The organism is Streptomyces sp. NPDC004609 (assembly GCF_042873655.1).
In the GTDB taxonomy this organism is placed as follows: Bacteria; Actinomycetota; Actinomycetes; order Streptomycetales; family Streptomycetaceae; genus Streptomyces.
Window position 1 is genome coordinate 108,865 of sequence record NZ_JBIALS010000010.1, and the last position, 20,434, is coordinate 129,298.

Consider the following 20,434-nt stretch of genomic DNA (forward strand, 5'->3'; position numbering starts at 1 on the left):
ATGTGCACGAGGCGATCGGACATGGGGCCTCCCTATGCGTCATCCATGAGCGTGGCGATGAGATCCAAGGAATCCACCGCGGACAGGGCACGCGCCTGCATGGTCGTGAAGGCGGCGCTGTACACCTCAAGGTCTTCTGCCCGCTCCAGATGGAGGCTACTCGTCAAGTGGTCAAGAACGACCACATCCAGATCAGAAGTGTTCGGAAAGGAGAAGATAACGAAAGAGTTGGCGAGTCCGACATAAGCGCCGACGGAGAACGGCAGCACCTGGAGCCGTACGTGCGGAAGCCGGGCCGAGCGGACCAGCTCCCTCAGCTGCTCCCGCATCACCCGCGGCCCCCCGACCTGCCGCCGCAGCGCGGCCTCGTCGAGGACGACCCGCAGCTTCAGCGGCTCCCGCGCGCGCAGCACCGCCTGCCGGGTGATCCGGACCTCCGCCAGCGATTCGACGGTCGCATCGGGCAACTCCTCCAGCGTCGCCCGGGTCACCGCCCGCGCGTACGCCGGGGTCTGGAGCAGCCCCGGCACCACCGAGGTCTCCAGCGTGCGCACCGAGCACGCCTGCGCCTCCAGGGAGATGAAGTCGCGGTACTCGGGCGGCAGCAGTCCCCGGTACGCGTGCCACCAGGGAGTGCCGTTGCCCCCGGCCGCGCCCGCCAGGGTCTCCAGCAGCGTCCGCAGGTGAGGGTCGTCCACCTCGTACACATCGAGAAGCAGCCGGACGTCCGCGGCCTTGACACCGCTGGCCCCGGTCTCGATCCGGCTCACCTTCGACTGGTGCCAGCCGGCCAGCGCTCCGGCGCAGCGGCTGGTGAGGCCCGCCGCATGGCGCAGCTTGCGGAGTTCTTCGCCCAGTTTGCGGCGGCGCACCGCGGGGCCGTGCTGCATCGGGGATTCCTTCCGCTCGGTTGATCCACGGTCCGGCACCGGCCTTCCGGCCGGTCGCGGCGGACCGTCGGACAGAGTTGTGAGTGTGGGTCCAAACGCGGTTTCGCGCGGCAGAGTTCACCGCTTCGAGCGACAGATATATGCATATCTTGGTGGATCGCCACTCGCGGCGGCGCGATGAGTGGCAGTCTGGCGCGAAGCGCAATCCGTGGCCGCCCAGCGCACTCCATCCGCTACGAAGTCGGAGCACGGCCGCGGTGGGAAAGGGACAGCGTCGCCATGGCAGATCTACAGGAAGCATCCATCACTCTGCCGAGCGATCCCGCTTCGGTGCCGGTGGCACGGAGGTACGTCACCGATGTCGTTTCCGAGTGGGGTCTGCCCGCCGACAGCGAGACCGTCGACACGGTCCGGCTGATCGTCTCGGAGCTCACCACCAATGCGGTCCAGCACACCTTCGGCCAGTCGCCCACCTTCACGGTGGATCTGACGCTGGAGCGGGACGAGGAACTGCGCATCGGGGTGACGGACAGTCACCCGCGCTGGCCCCAGCGGCTGCCGGCGGCGGTACGGCAGGACAACGGGCGGGGGATGGTCATCATCCGCAGCCTCACCGCGCAGTCGGGCGGGCGGCTCTCGGTCACCCCCACCGCCGAGGGCGGCAAGACCGTGTGGATCGCCCTGCCGTGGACCGCGGCGGTACGGAACTGATCACCGTCCCATCCGGCCGCGGCGGTTCGGAGGCCGGCTGACGGCGTTCGCCCCGCGGGTGGGGCCGGGCGCCGGGGCCCGGGCGGGGCGCGCAGGCTCTCCGCAGGTCCCCGGGAGGCCGTCGGCCCCGGGGCGGAGGGGAGCCGAGCAGGTGCTCGTACGTCCCCGGGAGCCCCCGGAATTCGGCGCGTTCACGCCGGTACGCCGGCCACCGGGGAACTCCCGGCGACCGGCGTACGGCTCTGACGGCAGGCGGTCAGCGCACCCGTCCGTACCAGACGCTCTTGCTCCAGATCTTGTCCAGCTTCACCCACGACCCCGTCTTGGGGGAGTGCCAGATCTTTCCCTTTCCGGCGTAGATGCCCACGTGGTAGACCCTCTTGCCCGAGTGGAAGAAGACCAGGTCCCCCACCTGCCGGCTGGACGCCGAGACCTTGCGGGTCGAGTTGTACTGCTGCTGGGCGGTCCGCGGCAGCTTCTTGCCCGCCTTCTTGTACGAGTAGAGCGTGAGCCCCGAGCAGTCGAAGCGTGAGGGGCCCGTGGCGCCGTACTTGTACGGGGCCCCCTTCTTCGAGGCCGCGATCTGAAGCGCCTTCCCCGCGTGTGCCGTGGCCGCTTGTGCCTCGGACGTGCCGCCCGGCACGAGCAGGGAGCCGCCGAGCGCGGCGAGGGTCAGGGCCGATACGGCGCCCGCCCGGCTGATCAGAAACGGGACGTTCATCTGCGCACTCATGCGCAACCCTTCGTCAGCCGCCTGTGAAGGATGACCTGTCGGGTTCGGGCGGACGAAGGTGCCCGGCCGCTGGCGCGGCTTCACCCCGAGGAACAGATCCGGACGGATCCGGCTGTCCCGTAATACTCGGGTCCTCCACTCCTGCCGAAGCACTCCTGTCGACCAGTCATCCGGAACAGCGGCAGGACTCGGCGTCCGTCCGGACCGCCCCGCCGAGGTGACGGGGGCTTGTCGTCCCAGGGATCTTGACCTACGGGCAGGTGGATTTCCGAGCCAAAACGGCGATATGTGAGTTTCAACACGAATGGGCTGTTCGGGTGGACGTGCCGTCTACAGGCATCGGAACTCGACGGCCGAAGAGGCCCGTACCAGCAAAGGAATAAGGCGTTCCGTTTGCTTGCCGGTGGGGATGCGCAACTCGACCGTAGTCGCTAGCCGGGAAGCGACTACATCAATTGGGGGACCTCTACTGGTACTCCACTGGCGGTTGACGGCTGTCCGTGAGTTCTTCAGCGATCGGGATCCGGTGGAAGAGCGGTCCGGAATGCCCTCTTTTCGCCGTCGAGAACCCTCAACGCCTCGACGAGCGTCGCCGCGTGGACGTCGCTCTCGCCCCGCGCGTGCATCAGCGCCAGCGCGTCCCGCAGTGCGACCGCACGGCCGACGAGTGCCTGCGCGGCGCGGAGCGCGCCATAGGTGTGGGTGGATCGGGCCGGATTGATCCGGCCCACCATGTCGACGACTTCGAGATAGCTGTCGACGAACTCGCTCTCGGCGCGGGTCAACGCGGGGAGCGGCGGCAGTTCCGGGAGCAGCACGACGCCCTCACCCCGCGGCGCGGGCGGCGAGCGAGGACTTGCGGGTGGCGATGACGTGGTCCACCAGTCCGTACTCCTTGGCGGCCTCGGCGTCCAAGAACGTGTCCCGCTCCAGGTCGGCCGCGATCCGCTCCACCGTCCGGCCGGTGTGGTGCGCGAGAAGCCCGGTGAGCAGGGTGCGCAGCCGCAGCAGTTCCCGGGCCGCGATGTCCAGATCCGACGGCATGGCCCGCATCGGCTCGTCGAGCGAGGGCTGCCGGACGACGATCCGCGCCCCGGGCAGCGCCAACCGCTTTCCGGGTGTGCCCGCGGCGAGCAGCAGCGCCGCCGTGGACGCGGCCTGGCCGATGCAGGTCGTCTCCACATCGCAGGTGACCACCTGCATGGTGTCGTAGATCGCGGACATGGCGCTGAGCGAGCCGCCGGGGGAGTTGATGTACAGCGAGATGTCCCGGTCCGGCGCCGCGTGTTCGAGATGGAGGAACTGCGCGATCACATCGTTGGCGGCGGTGTCGTCGACTTCGGTTCCGAGGAAGACGATCCGCTCGTCGAGCAGCTTCGCGTACGGATCGAGGGTGCGGGTCCCCTGGGCGGTGCGCTCCGTGAACTGGGGCAGGACGTAGCGGGTGACGCGGCGGCTGTTCATGGCATACCTCTCCTCGATGCGCCGCCGGTGGCGGCGCTTCCGTAAAAATGTACAGGACGTACAGATCTTTGAGGGAGGGATGTCTTGTGCGTCCAGGGAGAAATGCATGGTCAGGGCACGTTCTGCTGTGAGTGGAGGCGACTGGTGCCGAAGGAGCAACACGGCTTCTCCATCGATTGATCACAACTGCGTCACTACTGGAAAGTACGTGGCGCTCACGGTGATTCGGCACTACTACGGTCAAGCCTTCGGCAATCATCCTTTGGGGGGATCCATGAGCTGGGGTCAGCAACCGCACCAGCAACCGACGACGCAGTGGGGCGGGCAGCCCGCGGGAGGGCCACCGCCGGGAAAGGGGCCGGGGTGGGCGCGGAAGCGCATCGTCATCCCCGCGGGCGCCTTCCTCTTCCTCATCGGCACCGGCATCGGTGCGGCCGGGGACGGCGGCACCGAAACGGCGAGCGACAGCAAGGCCGCGCCGACCGTCACCGCCACGGTCACGGCGCCTGCCGTCGCCGGGGCGAAGGCGGCACCGGCGCCCACGGTCACCAGGACCGTCACGGCGAAGCCCGCCGGGGACGCGGGGGAGAAGCCCGCCAGGAAGCCCGTGCCCAACTTCATCGGCATGGGCCTGCAGGCGGCCCAGGACTCGGCACAGGCCACCGGCTTCTACCTGCTGACCTCGCACGACAGCACGGGCGATGGCCGCAACCAGGTCTTCGACCGCAACTGGAAGGTCTGCAGTCAGGACCCCAGGGCTGGCAGCGTTGCCTCCGTCGACACCGAGCTGAACTTCGGCACGGTGAAGCGTGAGGAGACCTGCCCGTAGGCCGTGCCGTCGACGTCCCGGCGGGCGGCCCTGACCAGGGTCTTCGGCCGTGGCCTACGCGCCCTGTGGGCGGGCTGACCGGCGATTAAGCTGAGGGCATGGCCTACGAGATTCCGGTGACGCAAGCCCGCGCAGAGCTGGCGGAACTGATCAACCGCGTGGTGTACGGCGGCGAGCGCGTCGTCGTGACCCGGCACGGAAAGCCCCTCGTGGCACTGGTGTCGGCCGCCGACCTCGAACGGCTCGAACAGCTTCAGGAAGCGGGGGAGGAGGAGGTCGTCAGCTCGGTCTCCTCGATGGGCGCGGTCGGGTCCGCGCCCGGCGAACGGGCGCGGTTCGGTCTGACGGCCGAGCACCGCCGCCCCGACACGCACGGCTGACCCGACCGGCGGAACCGGGACGTCGGAGAACCCGGGCGATTGACCGCGTACGCGGATGCCCGAAGGTCGCCGCGCACGACACGACCGCGTACGGAATCACGAGGCGTACGGGAGGCCCCGTACGGGAGACCGCGCGCCCCCGTCCGCTACAGCGGGGGTGCGCGGTCGGTCGGAGTGTCAGCCGACCGGGAGCGCGGTGGCGCCCCGGTGCTCCGCCGGGGCGGCGGGGGAGAACGTCCGCCGCCCCGCCAGAAGCACGGCGGCCAGCCCGAGCACCGCCCACAGGGAGAGCGTGAGCATCGCACCGCCCGCGCCGTGCCCGTCGAAGTACGCCACCGAGCGCAGCAGTTGCGCGCCCGCGCCGGGCGGCAGCCACTGGCCGATCGTGCCCGCGGGCTCGGGCAGCAGCTCCGGTGCGCTCGCGGCTCCGGAGAACGGATTGCCGAGCAGGACGAATAGCACGCTGCCCAGCGCGATGCCGGGGCGGCCCAGCAGCGCGCCCAGCGCGGCGGCCGCCGCGCCCGCCGCGAGGGCGGTCAGGGTCACCGCCCCGGCCTCGCCCCACCAGGGGCCGTCGAGCACACCGAGCCAGCTGTCGGCGACGGCGGTCGTGGTGATGCCGACGAGAGCAGCGGCGCCGACGAGAGCCGTGGCCCCGCGGGCACCCCGCAGCCCCAGCAAGGTCACCATCGCCCCGGCCGCGATCCCGGCGAGCGAGAGAGGCAGCACGCTCGCGGCGAGGGAACCGCCACGCGGATCTGCGGACGGAGCCGGCACGACATCGGTCACGGCCACCTGCTGTCCGCCCGGGAACCGTTCCGCGACGGCCTCCCGGAGCAGCCCCGCCACCGCGGGGCTCGCCGCGGACGCGGTCAGCAGCCGGGGCCCCTCGGGGGTGACGACCACCGCGCCGTACACGTCCCGCCGCTCGACGGCCGTACGCGCGGTGGCCTCGTCCCCGTAGCGGTGGACGTCGAAGGCCCCCGCCCGCTGCTCCAGCCGCTGCTCGACCTGGGCGGCGGCGGCCGGCGGGCCCGCGACACCGATCGGCAGATCACGGGGAGCGGTGCGGGCGGCAGGCCAGGCGAATGCCCAGAGCGCCAGCCCGACCAGTACGGGGACCAGCACCATCACCGCGATCATCCGGCGCGCTGGGGGGAGCGCGTGGACCGGTGACGCAGCGGACATGAGGCACCTCGATTCAAAGAGAAGGATCGTTCGTTTTTCACGATCCAGCCTGCTCCGGGGCTCTGGTGCTTGTCAAGAAGGAACGTTCGTTTTAAATTTGTCCCCATGGCCCGCGTATCCCAGGAACACCTCGACGCCCGCCGCCGTCAGATCCTCGACGGCGCGGCGCGCTGCTTCTCCCGCAACGGTTTCCACGCCACCTCGATGCAGGACGTCCTCGGTGAGGTCGGACTGTCGGCGGGCGCCGTGTACCGCTACTTCCGCAGCAAGGAGGAGCTGATCGAGGCGATCGCCGGGGAGACGTTCGCCGGGGTCAGGGCGGCGTTCGACGAGGCGGCCCGCACCACACCGCCCCCACTGCCGGACGTGCTGATCGCCCGGGTGCTGCGCGGGGTGTTCGAACGGCAGAACCCGGGGATCGACGGACAGATGTTCGCCCGCCTGATCGTCCAGGTGTGGACGGAGACCCTGCGCAACGAACGGCTGGCGAGGTTCCTCCAGGACAGCTACACCGGTCTGCGTCTGGCCTGGGCCCGGCTTGCGGACGCCTACCGCGAGAGCGGGGCGATGGCGGACGACGTGTCGGGCGACGACCTGGCGCGCACCCTGATCGCCACCGCGCAGGGCTTCATCGCCCAGCACGCCCTGTTCGGCGGGATGAAGGTCGAGGTCATGGAGGACGGTGTGCGCGGTCTGATGTCCATGCGCCGCCCCGAGGCCGGTTAACGCGCCCGAAAAACTCCGGCCCTAAGGTTCACCTCCCGGCCGGGCCGCCGGACCCGCGCGAGCGGGCGCGGGCCGGTCACGGCCGGATCACGCCGCGCCCGGAGCGGGTCCGGGCCGGACGACAGTGAGGTGGGCCCATGCAACTCTCCCCGCACGAGCAGGAACGGCTGCTCATCCACGTGGCCGCGGATGTGGCGGAAAAGCGCCGTGCCCGCGGGCTGCGGCTCAACCATCCCGAGGCCGTCGCGCTGATCACCTCGCACATCCTGGAGGGCGCGCGGGACGGCCGCAGCGTCACGGAACTGATGGCATCGGGCCGCGAGGTCCTCGGCCGCGCCGAGGTCATGGACGGCATCGCCGAGATGCTCCGCGAGGTGCAGGTCGAGGCCACCTTCCCGGACGGCACCAAGCTCGTGACCGTCCATGAGCCGATCTTCGAGGGGAACCGCCGGTGATCCCCGGAGAGTTCCTCCACGCCGACGGGCCCGTCCGCCTCAACGAGGGCCGCGAGGTCACCCGTATCACCGTCGTCAACGCCGCCGACCGGCCCGTGCAGATCGGCTCGCACTACCACTTCGCCGAGGCCAACCCCGGACTGCGCTTCGACCGGGTCAGCGCACACGGCAAGCGCCTCCATGTCGCCGCCGGCACGGCAGTCCGCTTCGAGCCCGGCATCCCGGTGGACGTCGAACTCGTTCCGATCGCCGGACTGCGCACCGTCCCCGGGCTGCGCGGCGACACCGGCGGGGCGCTCGACCCCGGGGGAGTGCCGCCCGGCGCGACGCCGGGGGCGCCCGAGGCGGGCGGGACGTCCGGCATGGACGGAGCCGGGGATGCCTGAGCTGAGCAGGGCGCAGTACGCGGATCTCTACGGCCCCACCACCGGCGACCGCGTCCGGCTCGCCGACACCGCGCTGCTCGTCGAGATCGAGGAGGACCGCTGCGGAGGGCCCGGACGGGCGGGCGACGAGGCGGTGTTCGGCGGGGGCAAGGTGATCCGCGAGTCCATGGGCCAGTCCCGGACGACCCGCGCCGAGGGTGCTCCCGACACCGTCCTCACGGGGGCCGTGATCATCGACCACTGGGGTGTCGTCAAGGCCGACATCGGCATCCGGGACGGCCGGATCACCGGCATCGGCAAGGCCGGGAACCCCGACACCATGGACGGGGTGCACCCCGGACTCGTCATCGGACCCGAGACCGAGATCATCGCGGGCAACGGCCGGATCGTCACCGCCGGGGCGGTCGACGCGCACGTCCACTTCATCTCCCCGACCCTCGTCGACCAGGCGCTCGCGACCGGGATCACCACCCTCGTCGGCGGCGGTACCGGACCCGCGGAGGGCACCAGGGCCACCACGGTGACGCCCGGACCCTGGCATCTGGCGCGGATGTTCGCCGCGCTGGACGCCCTCCCCGTCAACATCGGTCTGCTCGGCAAGGGCAGCACCATGTCCCGCGAGGCCCTGCGCTCCCAGCTGAGGGGAGGGGCGCTCGGGTTCAAGATCCACGAGGACTGGGGTGCCACCCCCGCCGTGATCGACGCCGCTCTGGGTGTCTGCGAGGAGACCGGCGCCCAGCTCGCCGTCCATACGGACACCCTGAACGAGGCGGGCTTCGTCGGGGACACCCTGGCCGCGTTCGGCGGCCGGACGATCCACGCGTACCACGCGGAGGGCGCGGGCGGCGGCCATGCCCCGGACATCATCTCCGTGGTGGGTGAGCCGTACGTCCTGCCCAGCTCCACCAATCCGACCCGGCCGCACACCGTCAACACCGTCGACGAGCACCTCGACATGCTGATGGTCTGTCACCATCTCAACCCGGCCGTGCCCGAGGACCTCGCCTTCGCCGAGTCCCGGATCCGGCCCACCACCATCGCGGCCGAGGACATCCTGCACGACCTCGGCGCCATCTCGATCATCTCCTCCGACTCGCAGGCGATGGGCCGGATCGGTGAGGTGGTCCTGCGGACCTGGCAGACCGCGCACGTCATGAAGCAGCGCCGGGGCGCGCTCCCCGGAGACGGCCGCGCGGACAACCACCGTGCCCGTCGCTATGTCGCCAAATACACCATCAATCCCGCCGTCGCCCAGGGCCTCGACCGCGAGATCGGCTCGGTCGAGCCCGGGAAGCTCGCGGATCTGGTGCTGTGGGACCCGGCGTTCTTCGGGGTCAAACCCCTGCTGGTGATCAAGGGCGGGCAGATCGCCCATGCCCGGATGGGCGATGCCAACGCCTCCGTTCCCACCCCGCAGCCGGTCCTGCCGCGCCCGATGTTCGGAGCGCTCGGCCGGGCGGCCTCGGCGAACTCCGTCAACTTCACCTCCCCGTCGGCCTTCGGGGACGGACTCCCCGAACGCCTCGGGCTCGACAAGCCGTTCACGCCCGCCGCCGGCACCCGCGGGCTCACCAAGGCGGACATGCGGGAGAACACCGCCCTGCCCCGGGTCGAGGTCCAACCCGACACCTTCACCGTCACGATCGACGGCGAACGCGTCGAGCCCGCCCCCGCCGTGGAACTGCCCATGGCCCAGCGTTACTTCCTCTTCTGATGGCGGCGGAGGCCCCGGCGCGTACCGAGAAGGCCGGACGCCCGGCCCCGCCGCCCGTCCCGCCCGCCGCGGAGGCTGCGGCGGGCGGCACGGGTGGTGGCGGGTCCCCGGGCAGCGGACGGCGAGCGGCGGGCACCGTTCCCCGGACCGGTTCCGGCACCGAGAGCGGGCCCGGGCACAGTCACGGATCCCGGACCGCGTCCCGGGTCGCCGCCGGGCCCGGGGCCCATTCCTCACCCGGTCCCGCCCCCGTGTCAGGTCCCGCGCCAGGTCTTGCCAGCGAGCCCGGCCCGGCGGCCGCCCGGGACGCGGTGCCCTCACGAGCGGGAAGCGTACGGTGAGCCGCGCCGCGCTCCTCGTACTCGCCGACGGACGGTTTCCGGCGGGCGGGCACGCCCACTCCGGCGGTGCCGAGGCGGCCGTCGGCGCGGGGCTGATCAGGGACGCCCGGGATCTGGAGGAGTTCTGCCGGGGGCGGCTGCACACCACCGGGCTCACCTGCGCGGCGCTCGCCGCCGCCGCCGTGTGCGGGCACGACCCCCTGGCGCTCGACGAGGCCGCCGACGCCCGCACCCCGTCTCCCGCGCTCCGGGACGCCGCCCGGCGGCTCGGACGGCAGATGATGCGGGCCGCGCGGGCCACCTGGCCGAGCCCCCGGCTCGACGCGCTCGCCGCGGCCCGGCCGCGCGGCGCGCATCAGCCGGTCGTGCTCGGGCTCGCGGCTCTCGCCGCGGGGCTCGGACCCGAGGACGCCGCACACTGTGCCGCGTACGAGACGGCGGGCGGTCCGGCCACCGCCGTCGTACGCCTCCTCGGTCTCAACCCCTTCGACGCCACCGCCGTCCTCGCACGGCTCGCCCCCGACATGGACGAGATCGCCGCCCGGGCCGCCGCCGCGGCCCGCGAGGGCATCGACGCCCTGCCCGCCGCCTCGGCCCCCCTGCTGGACATCGCCGCGGAACAGCACGCGGCCCGGTCCGTACGCCTGTTCACCACCTGACACTCCCTGGAGCCCCACCGTGCACCTCGACACCACCCACCACGACCACGCGGGCGCGGTCGGCGCCGACGCGGCCCGTCCCGACGGCACCCGGCGCGCCCTGCGGATCGGACTCGGCGGACCCGTCGGCTCCGGAAAGACCGCGACGGTCGCCGCGCTCTGCCGCGAACTGCGCGACCAGTGGTCCATCGCCGTCGTGACCAACGACATCTACACCCGGGAGGACGCCGAGTTCCTGCTCCGGCACGCCGTCCTTCCACCGGAGCGCATCCGCGCCGTCGAGACCGGAGCCTGCCCGCACACGGCGATCCGCGACGACATCTCCGCCAATCTCGAAGCCGTCGAGGATCTGGAGGAGAGCGCCGGACCGCTCGATCTGATCCTCGTCGAGTCCGGTGGCGACAATCTCACCGCGACCTTCTCCAGGGGACTCGTCGACGCCCAGATCTTCGTCATCGACGTCGCGGGCGGCGACGACATCCCCCGCAAGGGCGGCCCAGGTCTGACCACCGCGGATCTGCTCGTCGTCAACAAGACCGATCTCGCGCCCCACGTCGGCGCCGATCTGGACCGGATGGCCCGGGACGCCGAGGCGCAGCGGGGCGGGCTCCCGGTCGTGTTCACCTCACTGACCGGTCCCGAGGGCGTGGGCCCGGTCGCCCGGTGGGTGCGTGCGCGGGTCGCCGCCCGGGCCGTATGAGCGTCCGGGCGACCGCGCGTGTCGTCGCCACCCGCCACGGGCTGCCACTGCTGAGCGGCGAGGGCCCGCTCGCCCTGCGCCGTACGCGCTCACCGTCGCCGGGCGTCCACCGGATCACCGTCGTCGGCGCGATGAGCGCGCCCGTCGGCGGCGACCAGCTCACCGTGGAGGCGGAGGCACGGGACGGGGCGCGGCTCCACATCGGCTCCGCCGCCGCGACGATCGCGCTGCCCGGCCCCGACGGCGAACGGGCCCACTACGAGGTGCGGCTGACGGCCGGTGAGCACGCCGAGCTGCGCTGGCTGCCGGAACAGCTGATCTCGGTGCGCGGCAGCGATCTGCGGGTGCGCACCCGTGTCGAACTCGCCCCCACCGCACGCCTCGTCCTGCGCGAGGAGCAGATCCTCGGCCGCCACGGCGAGGCCCCCGGGACGCTGTTCACCCGGCTCACCGTCCACCGCGCCGGACGCCCGCTGCTCGACCAGGAGTCGGCCTGCGGTCCCGGAGCGCCGGGCGGCTGGGACGGCCCCGCCGTCATCGGCGGACACCGGGCCCTGGGGCAACTCCTCGTCGTGGAGCCGTCGTTCGCCGCGGCACCCCGCCGCACCCGGCTGCTCGGCGGGACCGCGGTCCTCACCCCCCTCGCGGGCCCCGCCTTCCTCGTCACCGCCGTCGCCCCCGACGCCCGGCTGCTGCGCCGGATCCTGGACGCCGTCGCGTACGACGGCGGGGAGCCGACCGGGACCGTGTCCGGCGAGGCGGAGACCGAAGCGCCCGCCCCGCCCCGGGGGGAACCCCGGGACACAAGCCGATGAGACCCGCGGGGCGCGACCGGCGAGTTGGGTGAGGAGGCGTCCGGCGCCCGACGAGGGACGTTCGCCCCCGGCGGACGTCTCACCGCTCAGCGGGACTTCACGCACCGGTATGGGTTCGGTAAAGAACATCAGTACGAGCTGTCCCCGGCGTCCCCCAGGCACCAGGATCCCCCGGAAGAACTCGACGACAGAAAGGGGGAGTTCTCCGTGAGACGCACAGCGGTGCTCGGCTCGGCCGGCACTCTGATGGCGGGCACGCTCATAGCGGGGGCGATAGCGGCTCCCGTGGCCAGCGCGGACAGCCGTCACGGAGGTACCTCCGAGGCGCGCGGTGCGCGGATCGCCGCCGAACGCGCCGCGAAGGAGGGTATCGACTGGGCCGACTGCCCCGCCGGCTGGGGCATACCCAAGCCCATCCAGTGCGGCTGGGTGACCGTCCCGCTCGACTACGCACGGCCCGGCGGCAAGCAGATCAAGCTCGCCGTCGACAGGATCGGCAGCACCGGCACCCCCGCCGAGCGCCAGGGAGCCCTGCTCTACAACCCCGGCGGCCCCGGCGGATCGGGCCTGCGCTTCCCCACCCGGGTCACCAACAGGAACCCGGTCTGGGCGAACACCGCCAAGGTGTACGACTTCGTGGGCTTCGACCCGCGCGGCGTGGGCCGCTCCGCCCCGATCTCCTGCGCCGACCCGCAGGAGTTCGTCAAGGCACCCAAGGCCGACCCGGTTCCCGACGGCGAGGCCGACAAGCGTGCCCAGCGCAAGCTCGCCGCCGAGTACGCGGAGGGCTGCGCCGAGCGCAGCGGCCGGATGCTCCCGCACATGACCACGCCGAACACCGCCCGCGACCTGGACGTCATCCGGGCCGCCCTCGGCGAGCGGAAGCTCAACTTCCTGGGCGTCTCCTACGGCACCTACATCGGCGCCGTCTACGCGACCCTCTTCCCGGGCCATGTCCGCCGGATGGTCGTCGACAGCGTGGTCAACCCCTCGCGGGAGAAGATCTGGTACGAGGCCAACCTCGACCAGGACGTGGCCTTCCAGACGCGCTGGAACGACTGGAAGGCATGGGTCGCCCGGAACGACGCCGCCTTCGCCCTCGGCGACACGCCCGAGAAGGTCGAGCGGCAGTGGCAGCGGCTGCGCGCCGCCGCCAAGAAGGCACCGCTCGGCGGAGTCGTCGGCCCGGCCGAGCTGATCGGCTTCTTCCAGAGCGCTCCGTACTACGACTCGTCCTGGGCGCCCGTCGCCCGGATCTGGGGCGCGTACGCCGCCGGGGACCCCCAGCCGCTCATCGACGCCGCCGCACCCGACCTGTCCGACACCGCGGGCAACGCCGCCTCGGAGAACGGCAACGCCGTCTACACGGCCGTCGAGTGCGCGGACGCCAAGTGGCCCACCAGCTGGAAGAAGTGGGACCGGGACAACACCCGGCTCCACCGGAACCACCCCTTCATGACCTGGGCCAACGCCTGGCTGAACCTGCCGTGCGCCACCTGGCCCGCCCAGCAGCGCACCCCGGTCGACGTGACGTCCGGCAAGGGGCTGCCGGGCGTGCTCATCGTGCAGTCCGCCCGTGACGCGGCCACCCCGTACGAGGGGGCCGTCGAACTGCACCAGCGGCTCAAGGGCTCCCGGCTGATCACCGAGAAGGACGCCGGCTCACACGGTGTGACCGGTCTGGTCAACCCGTGCGTCAACCAGCGGGTCGACGCCTATCTGATCGGCGGCACGCTCGACGGGCGCGATGTGACCTGCGAACCGCACGCGACACCGAAGCCGTAGAACCGAGCCCGACCGGGCGGAGGGGCGGCCGGAGTACTCCGGCCGCCCCTCTCACGTCACGGCTCCCGCCCGCGCCAGCCGGACCGTGCGCCCCCGGGTCCCGCACCCCCGGCCGGCACACGGCCGCCGCGGTGTCTCAGCCCGCGCGGCGGCCGGCCTTCTTCGCCTGCTCCAGCTCCGCCTTGACCTCCGCCGCGTACCGGTCCACGTACTCCTGGCCGGACAGCCCGAGGATCGCGTACATGATCTCGTCGGTGATGGCGCGGATGACGGCCTTCTCGCTCTCCATGCCCGCGTAGCGCGAGAACTCCAGCGGCTCGCCGAACCGCACGGTGACCCGCTTGATCCTCGGCAGCGCCTGGCCGGGCGGCTGGATCTCGAAGGTGCCCACCATCGCGCACGGAATCACCGGCACGCCCGCGCGCAGCGCCATCACCGCCACACCGACCTTGCCCTTGTACAGCCGTCCGTCGTGGGACCGGGTGCCCTCCGGGTAGATGCCCAGCAGCTCGCCCTTGCCCAGGACGCCGAGCCCCTCCCGGATCGCCGCCTGCCCCGCCTCCTTGCCGGACCGGTCCACGGGAATCTGCCCGGCGCTGCGGAAGAACGCGGCCGTCAGCCGGCCCTTCAGCCCGGGCCCGGTGAAGTACTCCGCCTTGGCCAGGAAGGTGATGCGCCGTCTGATGATCGCGGGCATCAGGAAGTGGTCGGAGAACGACAGATGGTTGCCCGCGACGATGGCCGCGCCGTCCTCGGGAATGTGCTCCAGTCCCTCGATCCGGGGCCGGAACAGCAACCGCAGCAGCGGCCCCAGAACGACATACTTGAGCACGTAATAGAACACGAGGGAACTCCCAACTCCGTCAGATCGGCTCCGGCATCGCGTTCTGCCAGCTCACAGCGTGTTCCGGGTGGAACAAGTGTAGGTGTGGGCCTTGTCTCCCGTAACCATGTCCGATCGTACGCACGCGAGCCGCCCCGGACCGAGGCGACCGCCCCTCCTCGCCGAGGGGCCGCCTCCCGTATCCCGTCTCCCGTGCCCCGGATGCCGCCGTGTCGCCGGTCGTCCCGGTCTCTGGCCCCCATTCCGCGCGTGCGCGCCGGCCGGGCGGGCGGAGGCGGCTGCGGCGGGGGAGCGTGGAGAGCGGGACCCCTTCCGACCCGGAGGCCGTACATGCGCGAGGACGACGAGCGGAACCCGCTGTGCCTGGTGACCGGGGCGACCGGCTACATCGGCGGCCGGCTGGTGCCCGAGCTGCTCGCGGCGGGGTACCGGGTCCGCGCGCTGGCCCGCTCACCCGCCGCGCTGCGGGACCACCCCTGGGCCGGGCGGGCCGAGGTGGTGCGCGGCGATGTCACCGACGCCGCGTCGACGCGCGCCGCGATGCGGGACGTCGACGTGGCCTACTACCTGGTCCACGCCCTCGGCGGCGGCTCCGGCTTCGAGCGGACCGACCGGGAGGCGGCCCGGATCTTCGGCGAGGAGGCCCGCGCCGCCGGGGTACGGCGCATCGTGTACCTCGGCGGTCTCACCCCGCAGGGCGTCCCACAGGAGGAGCTCTCGCCCCATCTGCGGTCCCGCGCGGAGGTCGGCGGCATCCTGCTGCGCTCGGGCGTACCGACGGCCGTGCTGTGCGCCGCGGTCGTCATCGGCTCCGGCTCGGCGTCCTTCGAGATGCTGCGCTACCTCACCGAGCGGCTGCCGGTCATGGTCACCCCCAGCTGGGTCGGCACCCGCGTCCAGCCCATCGCCGTACGCGATGTCCTGCGGTATCTGGTGGGCGGCGCCGACCTGCCGGACGAGGTGAACCGCGCGTTCGACATCGGCGGCCCCGAGCGGCTGACGTACCGCGAGATGATGCACCGGTACGCGCTGGTCGCGGGGCTGCCCCACCGGCTCGTCCTGCCCGTGCCGATGCTGACGCCGGGGCTGTCCAGCCTCTGGATCGGCATGGTCACCCCCGTCCCGCGCACGATCGCCCGGCCGCTCGCGGAGTCGCTGCGCCACGAGGTCGTCTGCCGGGAGAACGACATCGAGCGGTACGTCCCGAGTCCTCCCGGGCACCCGCTGTCCTTCGACACGGCCCTCGCGTACGCCCTGCGGCGGGTGCGGGAGGCCGGTGTGACCACCCGCTGGTCCTCGGCCTCCACCCCCGGCGCCCCCAGCGACCCGCTGCCCACCGATCCCGGCTGGGCCGGCGGCAGCCTCTACACCGACCGCAGGGAACGCACCGTGGACGCCTCCCCCGCGGCCCTCTGGCGGGTCATCGAGGGCATCGGCGGCGACAACGGCTGGTACTCCTTCCCGCTCGCCTGGGCGGTACGGGGCTGGCTGGACCGCCTGGCCGGCGGGGTGGGACTGCGCCGCGGACGGCGGGACGCCGCCCGGCTGAGGGTGGGGGACTCCCTGGACTTCTGGCGGGTGGAGGAGATCGAGCCCGGCCGACTGCTGCGGCTGCGCGCCGAGATGAAACTGCCCGGTCTCGCCTGGCTGGAGATGTACGCCGAGCAGACGCCGGACGGCCGCACCCGGTACCGGCAACGCGCCCTCTTCCACCCCCGGGGGCTCCTCGGCCACGCCTACTGGTGGAGCGTCTCCCCGTTCCACGCCGTGGTGTTCGGCGGGATGGCCCGCAATATCGCCCGTACGGCGGCGAGGCTCCCCGCCGGGCCACAACAGCCCGGTCACCCGGTGTGACCGGCTGTCCCCGGCGGCAGATCCGCGTCGGCGCCGGGCAGCCGCGCCCCCTCCCGTACCAACAGGCGCCCGGCCAGGGCACGGAACTCGGCGCGGGCCCCCGCCCGGTCGGAGGCGAGCAGCAGCTCGTCGGCGAGGGCGTCGAGACTCCAGCTCACCAGCACACCGTGGCGGGCCAGATAGAGGGCGACACGGCGTATGCGGTAGCGGTCGGCGATGTCCAGCCAGGCGTAGGCCACGAGCTGCCACAGCCAGCGCACCGACCGGTCCTGTTTGTCGGTCCTGACCACGGTCTTGACGTCGATCAGCGTGGTACCGCCCGGGCCGGTGATCAGGAGGTCGCCGTCCGCCCAGTGGTTGACGAAGACCGGCCCGGCGATGCCCAGGGGCCGCCCGCCGGGCGGATCGCCCGCCATGCTCCGGATCTCGGCGAGGGCGCCGTGGGCCTCCGCCTGACCCGCCAGCCGCGTCAGCTCGTCCACGACCGCCTCGCTCGCGGCCCCGCGCATCGTCTCCACATCGGGGACGCCGGGGCGGAACACCTGGTGCATCGGCTCCGGGACGCGCCCGCCGCGATAGACGTCCTCGAACATGTCGAGCAGCCAGCACACCCGGGCGAGCCCGGCCTCGGCCCCCGGGGTGCCAAGCCGTCCGGGCGGTGTGTGGCGGGCGCAGTAGGCGCGGGTGCGCTCGAACAGATCCGCCAGCACGGGCTCGGCCGGTAAGTGCCGCTCGCGCCGGGCGCCGGGGCTCAGCACGTCGTCGACCAGCCGCTCCAGCTCCGCGCGGGACCCCCGCGCCCGCCCGGACCGGTTCTCGGGGTCGAGATCGAACCAGCCGTCCACGGCCGGCCGCACGTCGAGCGCCCCGGCGCGGTGCCCCGGGGGCAGCCCGGCATGGGTCGGATAGCGCGCGGCCTGGTCATCGGCCCACTCCCGGCTCACCAGACCGGCGGAGACCAGTCCGTGCAGCGCGTAGTACGGCGGGGCGGGCTGCACCAGCGCCGCGAGCCGCGTACCGAACGCGCCGCCGATGGACGCCCAGTGCCGTGCGTCGGTCCTGCCGCGGGGGTACACGGGCCTGCGGCCGCGCGTGGCGGTCACCAGCCGGGCGGCGACGTCCGCCGAACCGGTGAACCGCCGGGTGCACCAGTCGCTCAGTTCCCCGTCCCGCAGCTGAGAGGTCAAGGACATGCGCTCCCCCGTACACAACTCGCGTCCAGGGCCTCAGAGATACCACACGGGCGGACGGCTGTACGAGACCGCCGGTCGCCGCCCGCGCGCGTATGCCCGTGGCCGCGGCTTCGGGGCCGGGGCGTGCCGTCACCCGGTCGCCGCCCGGCTCTGTGTTGCGGGCACCCGCAGCCGGGGTCACTCTGGTCAGTGACCCAGAAAGATCAGGCGCTCACTCTCCGCGCTCGGGGGTCGGTGGCGGAGGAGCCGGCCTGTCGCGGTGAGGAGCCACGGTCATGCACGCTCAGGCCGCCTGCAGCTACATCATGGAAACGCAGGCAACGACAGAACGGATCCCCCGGATCCGGCGCATTCTTGCGGCACATCTTCGGTACTGGAAGCTCGAACCGCACATCGCACCCGTGTGCCGTGCCGTCGACGAGCTGATAGGCAATGTCGTCCGGCACGTTCCCGGGGACAAGACCTGTGTGGTGGAGCTCCGGTTGACCGGACGCCATCTCATCGTGTCCGTGGCGGACAACGACCGCCGCATGCCCCGGGTGACCAGTTCCTGTCCGGCGAAGGGCGGGCTCGCCACCGTCGCCGTGCTCAGCGACAGCTGGGGCACCTGCAATACGGACACGGGCAAGGTCATCTGGTTCAGCAGGCGGGTGAAGGAGGCGGAGCACCTGCGCCGGGGCCGACTGACCCCGATGCCGCCGATGCGCGCCTTCCGGCCGCTGCCCGCCGACGGGCCCGTTCCCGGGGATAGCGGACCGTTCCCCGGGCAGGAGGCCCACAGGAGCGGGCGGATCGGCGCGGGCGTGGCCTGACACCGGCCCCCGCCCGGCGCCGCCGTGCCGCGTTCCGGCGCCCCGGACGCCGTCCGGGAGCGCCCGCCCTCCGGGCGTACGGCCCCGAGGGGCCGGGCTCCGCAGGGGCGCCCACCCTCCGTGCGCGCCCATCTGCCGGGCCTGCGCGGTCCGCCGTACGGGGGAGCGGTGTCGGCCGTACGCGCGACCGGCGCCGCGCGGCCCCTTGCCCCGGCCGCCTCCCGGGAGTGCTCTGGGCCTTCGCCGGCCGCCGAGTGCCGGACCCCAGCCCCGGGAGCACCGGATGCACCGCACACACCGAAGCGCCGCACTCGCCGCAGCCGCCCTGATCACCTTCGCCGCCGTGGCGCCCGCACGGGCGGCGCACCACGACCCGGCCCCGTCCGGCGGCGGACTGTTCCTGACCGTCACCGGGAGCGAGGGCGACCGGATGCGCGGCGTACGTCTGCGCTGCACCCCCGAGCCCGCCGGGCCGCACCCGGACGCGGCCGGGGCGTGCGCGGCGATCGCGGCCGCCGGGGGCGATCTGGACCGGCTGCCCGCCGACCCCCACCCCTGTTCGAAGAAGTTCGATCCGGTCACGGCGCGGGCCACCGGCGCCGGGCGGGACCGCCCGGCCGAGTGGACCCGGACGTATGCCAACGCGTGCGCGCTCGACGCGGCCACCGGAGCCGTGTTCCGCTTCTGACCGCGCCACCGACGGCCGGCCGGCCGGTCATGTGCCGCGCGCCGCGATCACCCCGATCGTCAGCAGCCCGACCACCACCCAGCCGAACCACAGCCAGCCGTTGCTCCCGAGTGCCGCCGTGTAGGCGGTCACGACCACCAGGGTCGAGACGGTGAGCAGTCCCATCGTCTTCGTGGATCCGGACATCTGCGCCCTCCATGGGCGACCGCGGCCACCCATGGCCATGGTCACCCGGAAACGGGGGCGGGCGCTACCGCCCGGTCAGCTACCGCCGCGGGTGTGGAGCGAGGCGAGATAGGCGTTGTACGCCTCCAGCTCCTTGTCACCGTCCCGGTCGGCGGCCCGGTCCTCGCGCCTGGCCTGGCGCTGATCCGACCGGTACCACTGGAACACCAGGGCGATCAGCACCAGCACGGACGGGATCTCGCTGAACGCCCAGGCGATACCGCCCGCCGCGCTCTGGTCGGCCAGCGCGTCGATGCCCAGCGAGGCGGGAGGACTGTCGTACGCCTCGACCATCGGCGCGCTCGCCATCATCAGGGCGATCCCGAAGAAGGCGTGGAACGGCATCCCCGCGAACAGCTCCAGCATCCGCATCACATAGCCGGGGCGGTGCGGTCCCGGGTCGACGCCCATGATCGGCCAGAAGAAGATCAGCCCGACGGCGAGGAAGTGCACCATCATCGCGATATGCCCCGGCCGGGACTCCATCAGGAAGTCGAAGAGGGGGGTGAAGTAGAGCCCGTACAGGGACGCGATGAACATCGGGATCGTGAAGGCCGGATGCGTCACGACCTTCATGTACCGGCTGTGCAGCAGCGCGAGCAGCAGCTCCCGCGGGCCCTTGCGTCCCCGGCCCGCGACCGGCAGCGCCCGCAGCGCCAGCGTCACGGGCGCGCCCAGGAGCAGCAGGATCGGGGAGACCATGCTGATGATCATGTGCTGCACCATGTGCACGCTGAACATGACCATGCCGTAGTCGTTGAGCCCGGTGCACATCGCCAGCGCCACCGTCAGCACACCGGTCACGAAGAAGACCGTGCGGCCGCTCTGCCAGGAGTCGCCGCGCCGGCGCAGCCGCAGCACGCCCCAGCCGTACAGCAGCAGTGCCAGCACACAGCCCGTCAGGAAGAACGGGTCGGGTGAGAACTCCAGCCCCCGCCCCAGCGTGAACGGCGGCAGATCCGTCGCTGTGCCGTGCCCGCTGTGATCCATCCGACGGCTCCTGATTCGTGCTGGTGGTGCGCTTGCCCGCACCAGACTAGAA

Annotated in this window: 23 protein-coding genes and 1 riboswitch; of the genes, 14 read left to right on the forward strand and 9 right to left on the reverse strand. The window is 72.5% G+C overall.

What is annotated here, in order from left to right; genetic code table 11:
* Positions 1-32 precede the first annotated feature (32 nt).
* The gene (locus ACFYT4_RS13040) at positions 33-890 is read right to left on the reverse strand and encodes a helix-turn-helix domain-containing protein (protein WP_389267651.1); all 858 of its coding nucleotides are present in this window, start codon (positions 888-890) and stop codon (positions 33-35) included.
* A gap of 279 nt (positions 891-1,169) precedes the next feature.
* On the opposite strand from ACFYT4_RS13040, the gene ACFYT4_RS13045 reads away from it, so the two are divergent.
* The gene (locus tag ACFYT4_RS13045) at positions 1,170-1,601 is read left to right on the forward strand and encodes an ATP-binding protein (RefSeq protein WP_389267652.1); all 432 of its coding nucleotides are present in this window, start codon (positions 1,170-1,172) and stop codon (positions 1,599-1,601) included.
* A gap of 256 nt (positions 1,602-1,857) precedes the next feature.
* Here the strand turns inward: ACFYT4_RS13045 and ACFYT4_RS13050 are convergent, their stop codons facing one another.
* From ACFYT4_RS13050 to ACFYT4_RS13060, 3 genes are all read right to left on the reverse strand, one after another.
* Positions 1,858-2,334: a C40 family peptidase gene (locus ACFYT4_RS13050; protein ID WP_389267653.1), complete on the reverse strand. Its 477-nt coding sequence runs from the start codon at positions 2,332-2,334 to the stop codon at positions 1,858-1,860.
* 3 nt (positions 2,335-2,337) lie between these two features.
* Positions 2,338-2,533, reverse strand: a riboswitch (cyclic di-AMP (ydaO/yuaA leader).
* A 310-nt stretch (positions 2,534-2,843) separates the two neighbouring features.
* Positions 2,844-3,152 (reverse strand): hypothetical protein, encoded by a 309-nt coding sequence (locus tag ACFYT4_RS13055; RefSeq protein ID WP_389267654.1) that lies wholly within the window; start codon positions 3,150-3,152, stop codon positions 2,844-2,846.
* Positions 3,153-3,159: 7 nt separating this feature from the next.
* A complete protein-coding gene (locus ACFYT4_RS13060; protein WP_389267655.1) occupies positions 3,160-3,798 on the reverse strand; it encodes an ATP-dependent Clp protease proteolytic subunit in 639 nt (212 codons plus the stop codon).
* A gap of 274 nt (positions 3,799-4,072) precedes the next feature.
* On the opposite strand from ACFYT4_RS13060, the gene ACFYT4_RS13065 reads away from it, so the two are divergent.
* Together ACFYT4_RS13065 and ACFYT4_RS13070 are read left to right on the forward strand one after the other, a co-directional pair.
* Positions 4,073-4,627 (forward strand): PASTA domain-containing protein, encoded by a 555-nt coding sequence (locus ACFYT4_RS13065; protein ID WP_389267656.1) that lies wholly within the window; start codon positions 4,073-4,075, stop codon positions 4,625-4,627.
* Between the two features lie 98 nt (positions 4,628-4,725).
* Positions 4,726-5,007 (forward strand): type II toxin-antitoxin system Phd/YefM family antitoxin, encoded by a 282-nt coding sequence (locus ACFYT4_RS13070; protein WP_389267657.1) that lies wholly within the window; start codon positions 4,726-4,728, stop codon positions 5,005-5,007.
* 177 nt (positions 5,008-5,184) lie between these two features.
* Here the strand turns inward: ACFYT4_RS13070 and ACFYT4_RS13075 are convergent, their stop codons facing one another.
* Positions 5,185-6,195, reverse strand: a complete 1,011-nt coding sequence (locus ACFYT4_RS13075; protein WP_389267658.1) for an ABC transporter permease — start codon at positions 6,193-6,195, stop codon at positions 5,185-5,187.
* Positions 6,196-6,300: 105 nt separating this feature from the next.
* Between ACFYT4_RS13075 and ACFYT4_RS13080 the strand changes: the two genes are divergently transcribed.
* The 8 genes from ACFYT4_RS13080 to ACFYT4_RS13115 all read left to right on the forward strand — a co-directional run bounded on the left by ACFYT4_RS13080 (position 6,301) and on the right by ACFYT4_RS13115 (position 13,776).
* Complete coding sequence (locus ACFYT4_RS13080) at positions 6,301-6,921, forward strand: TetR/AcrR family transcriptional regulator (protein ID WP_389267659.1); 621 nt, start codon at positions 6,301-6,303, stop codon at positions 6,919-6,921.
* Positions 6,922-7,058: 137 nt separating this feature from the next.
* Complete coding sequence (locus ACFYT4_RS13085) at positions 7,059-7,376, forward strand: urease subunit gamma (RefSeq protein ID WP_389267660.1); 318 nt, start codon at positions 7,059-7,061, stop codon at positions 7,374-7,376.
* On the forward strand, positions 7,373-7,762 hold the full coding sequence (locus tag ACFYT4_RS13090; RefSeq protein ID WP_389267661.1) for an urease subunit beta: 390 nt from the start codon (positions 7,373-7,375) through the stop codon (positions 7,760-7,762). Before ACFYT4_RS13085 ends, ACFYT4_RS13090 begins: the two co-directional genes overlap by 4 nt.
* Complete coding sequence (locus ACFYT4_RS13095; RefSeq protein ID WP_389267662.1) at positions 7,755-9,476, forward strand: urease subunit alpha; 1,722 nt, start codon at positions 7,755-7,757, stop codon at positions 9,474-9,476. Before ACFYT4_RS13090 ends, ACFYT4_RS13095 begins: the two co-directional genes overlap by 8 nt.
* Positions 9,477-9,813: 337 nt before the next feature.
* Entirely contained in the window at positions 9,814-10,476 is a 663-nt protein-coding gene (locus tag ACFYT4_RS13100) for an urease accessory protein UreF (RefSeq protein ID WP_389267663.1), read from the forward strand.
* A 19-nt stretch (positions 10,477-10,495) separates the two neighbouring features.
* Positions 10,496-11,176: an urease accessory protein UreG gene (gene ureG / locus ACFYT4_RS13105; protein ID WP_389267664.1), complete on the forward strand. Its 681-nt coding sequence runs from the start codon at positions 10,496-10,498 to the stop codon at positions 11,174-11,176.
* Complete coding sequence (locus ACFYT4_RS13110; RefSeq protein ID WP_389267665.1) at positions 11,173-11,991, forward strand: urease accessory protein UreD; 819 nt, start codon at positions 11,173-11,175, stop codon at positions 11,989-11,991. The genes ureG and ACFYT4_RS13110 overlap by 4 nt, the downstream gene beginning before the upstream one ends.
* A gap of 207 nt (positions 11,992-12,198) precedes the next feature.
* Positions 12,199-13,776, forward strand: a complete 1,578-nt coding sequence (locus tag ACFYT4_RS13115) for an alpha/beta hydrolase (protein ID WP_389267666.1) — start codon at positions 12,199-12,201, stop codon at positions 13,774-13,776.
* Positions 13,777-13,912: 136 nt separating this feature from the next.
* Here ACFYT4_RS13115 and ACFYT4_RS13120 read toward each other — a convergent pair whose 3' ends face one another.
* On the reverse strand, positions 13,913-14,620 hold the full coding sequence (locus tag ACFYT4_RS13120; protein ID WP_389267667.1) for a lysophospholipid acyltransferase family protein: 708 nt from the start codon (positions 14,618-14,620) through the stop codon (positions 13,913-13,915).
* 330 nt (positions 14,621-14,950) lie between these two features.
* Here ACFYT4_RS13120 and ACFYT4_RS13125 point away from each other — a divergent pair, with 330 nt between their 5' ends.
* Positions 14,951-16,474, forward strand: coding sequence for an SDR family oxidoreductase (locus tag ACFYT4_RS13125; RefSeq protein ID WP_389267668.1), 1,524 nt, complete (start codon positions 14,951-14,953; stop codon positions 16,472-16,474).
* On the opposite strand, the gene ACFYT4_RS13130 is transcribed toward ACFYT4_RS13125, so the two are convergent.
* Positions 16,462-17,667 (reverse strand): hypothetical protein, encoded by a 1,206-nt coding sequence (locus ACFYT4_RS13130; protein WP_389267669.1) that lies wholly within the window; start codon positions 17,665-17,667, stop codon positions 16,462-16,464. The two genes, ACFYT4_RS13125 and ACFYT4_RS13130, sit on opposite strands and share 13 nt — an antisense overlap.
* A gap of 275 nt (positions 17,668-17,942) precedes the next feature.
* Here ACFYT4_RS13130 and ACFYT4_RS13135 point away from each other — a divergent pair, with 275 nt between their 5' ends.
* On the forward strand, positions 17,943-18,479 hold the full coding sequence (locus ACFYT4_RS13135; protein ID WP_389267670.1) for an ATP-binding protein: 537 nt from the start codon (positions 17,943-17,945) through the stop codon (positions 18,477-18,479).
* A gap of 283 nt (positions 18,480-18,762) precedes the next feature.
* On the forward strand, positions 18,763-19,167 hold the full coding sequence (locus tag ACFYT4_RS13140) for an SSI family serine proteinase inhibitor (RefSeq protein ID WP_389267671.1): 405 nt from the start codon (positions 18,763-18,765) through the stop codon (positions 19,165-19,167).
* A 27-nt stretch (positions 19,168-19,194) separates the two neighbouring features.
* On the opposite strand, the gene ACFYT4_RS13145 is transcribed toward ACFYT4_RS13140, so the two are convergent.
* Positions 19,195-19,353, reverse strand: coding sequence for a hypothetical protein (locus tag ACFYT4_RS13145; protein ID WP_389267672.1), 159 nt, complete (start codon positions 19,351-19,353; stop codon positions 19,195-19,197).
* A gap of 75 nt (positions 19,354-19,428) precedes the next feature.
* A complete protein-coding gene (locus ACFYT4_RS13150) occupies positions 19,429-20,382 on the reverse strand; it encodes a cytochrome c oxidase assembly protein (protein WP_389267673.1) in 954 nt (317 codons plus the stop codon).
* Positions 20,383-20,434 lie beyond the last annotated feature (52 nt).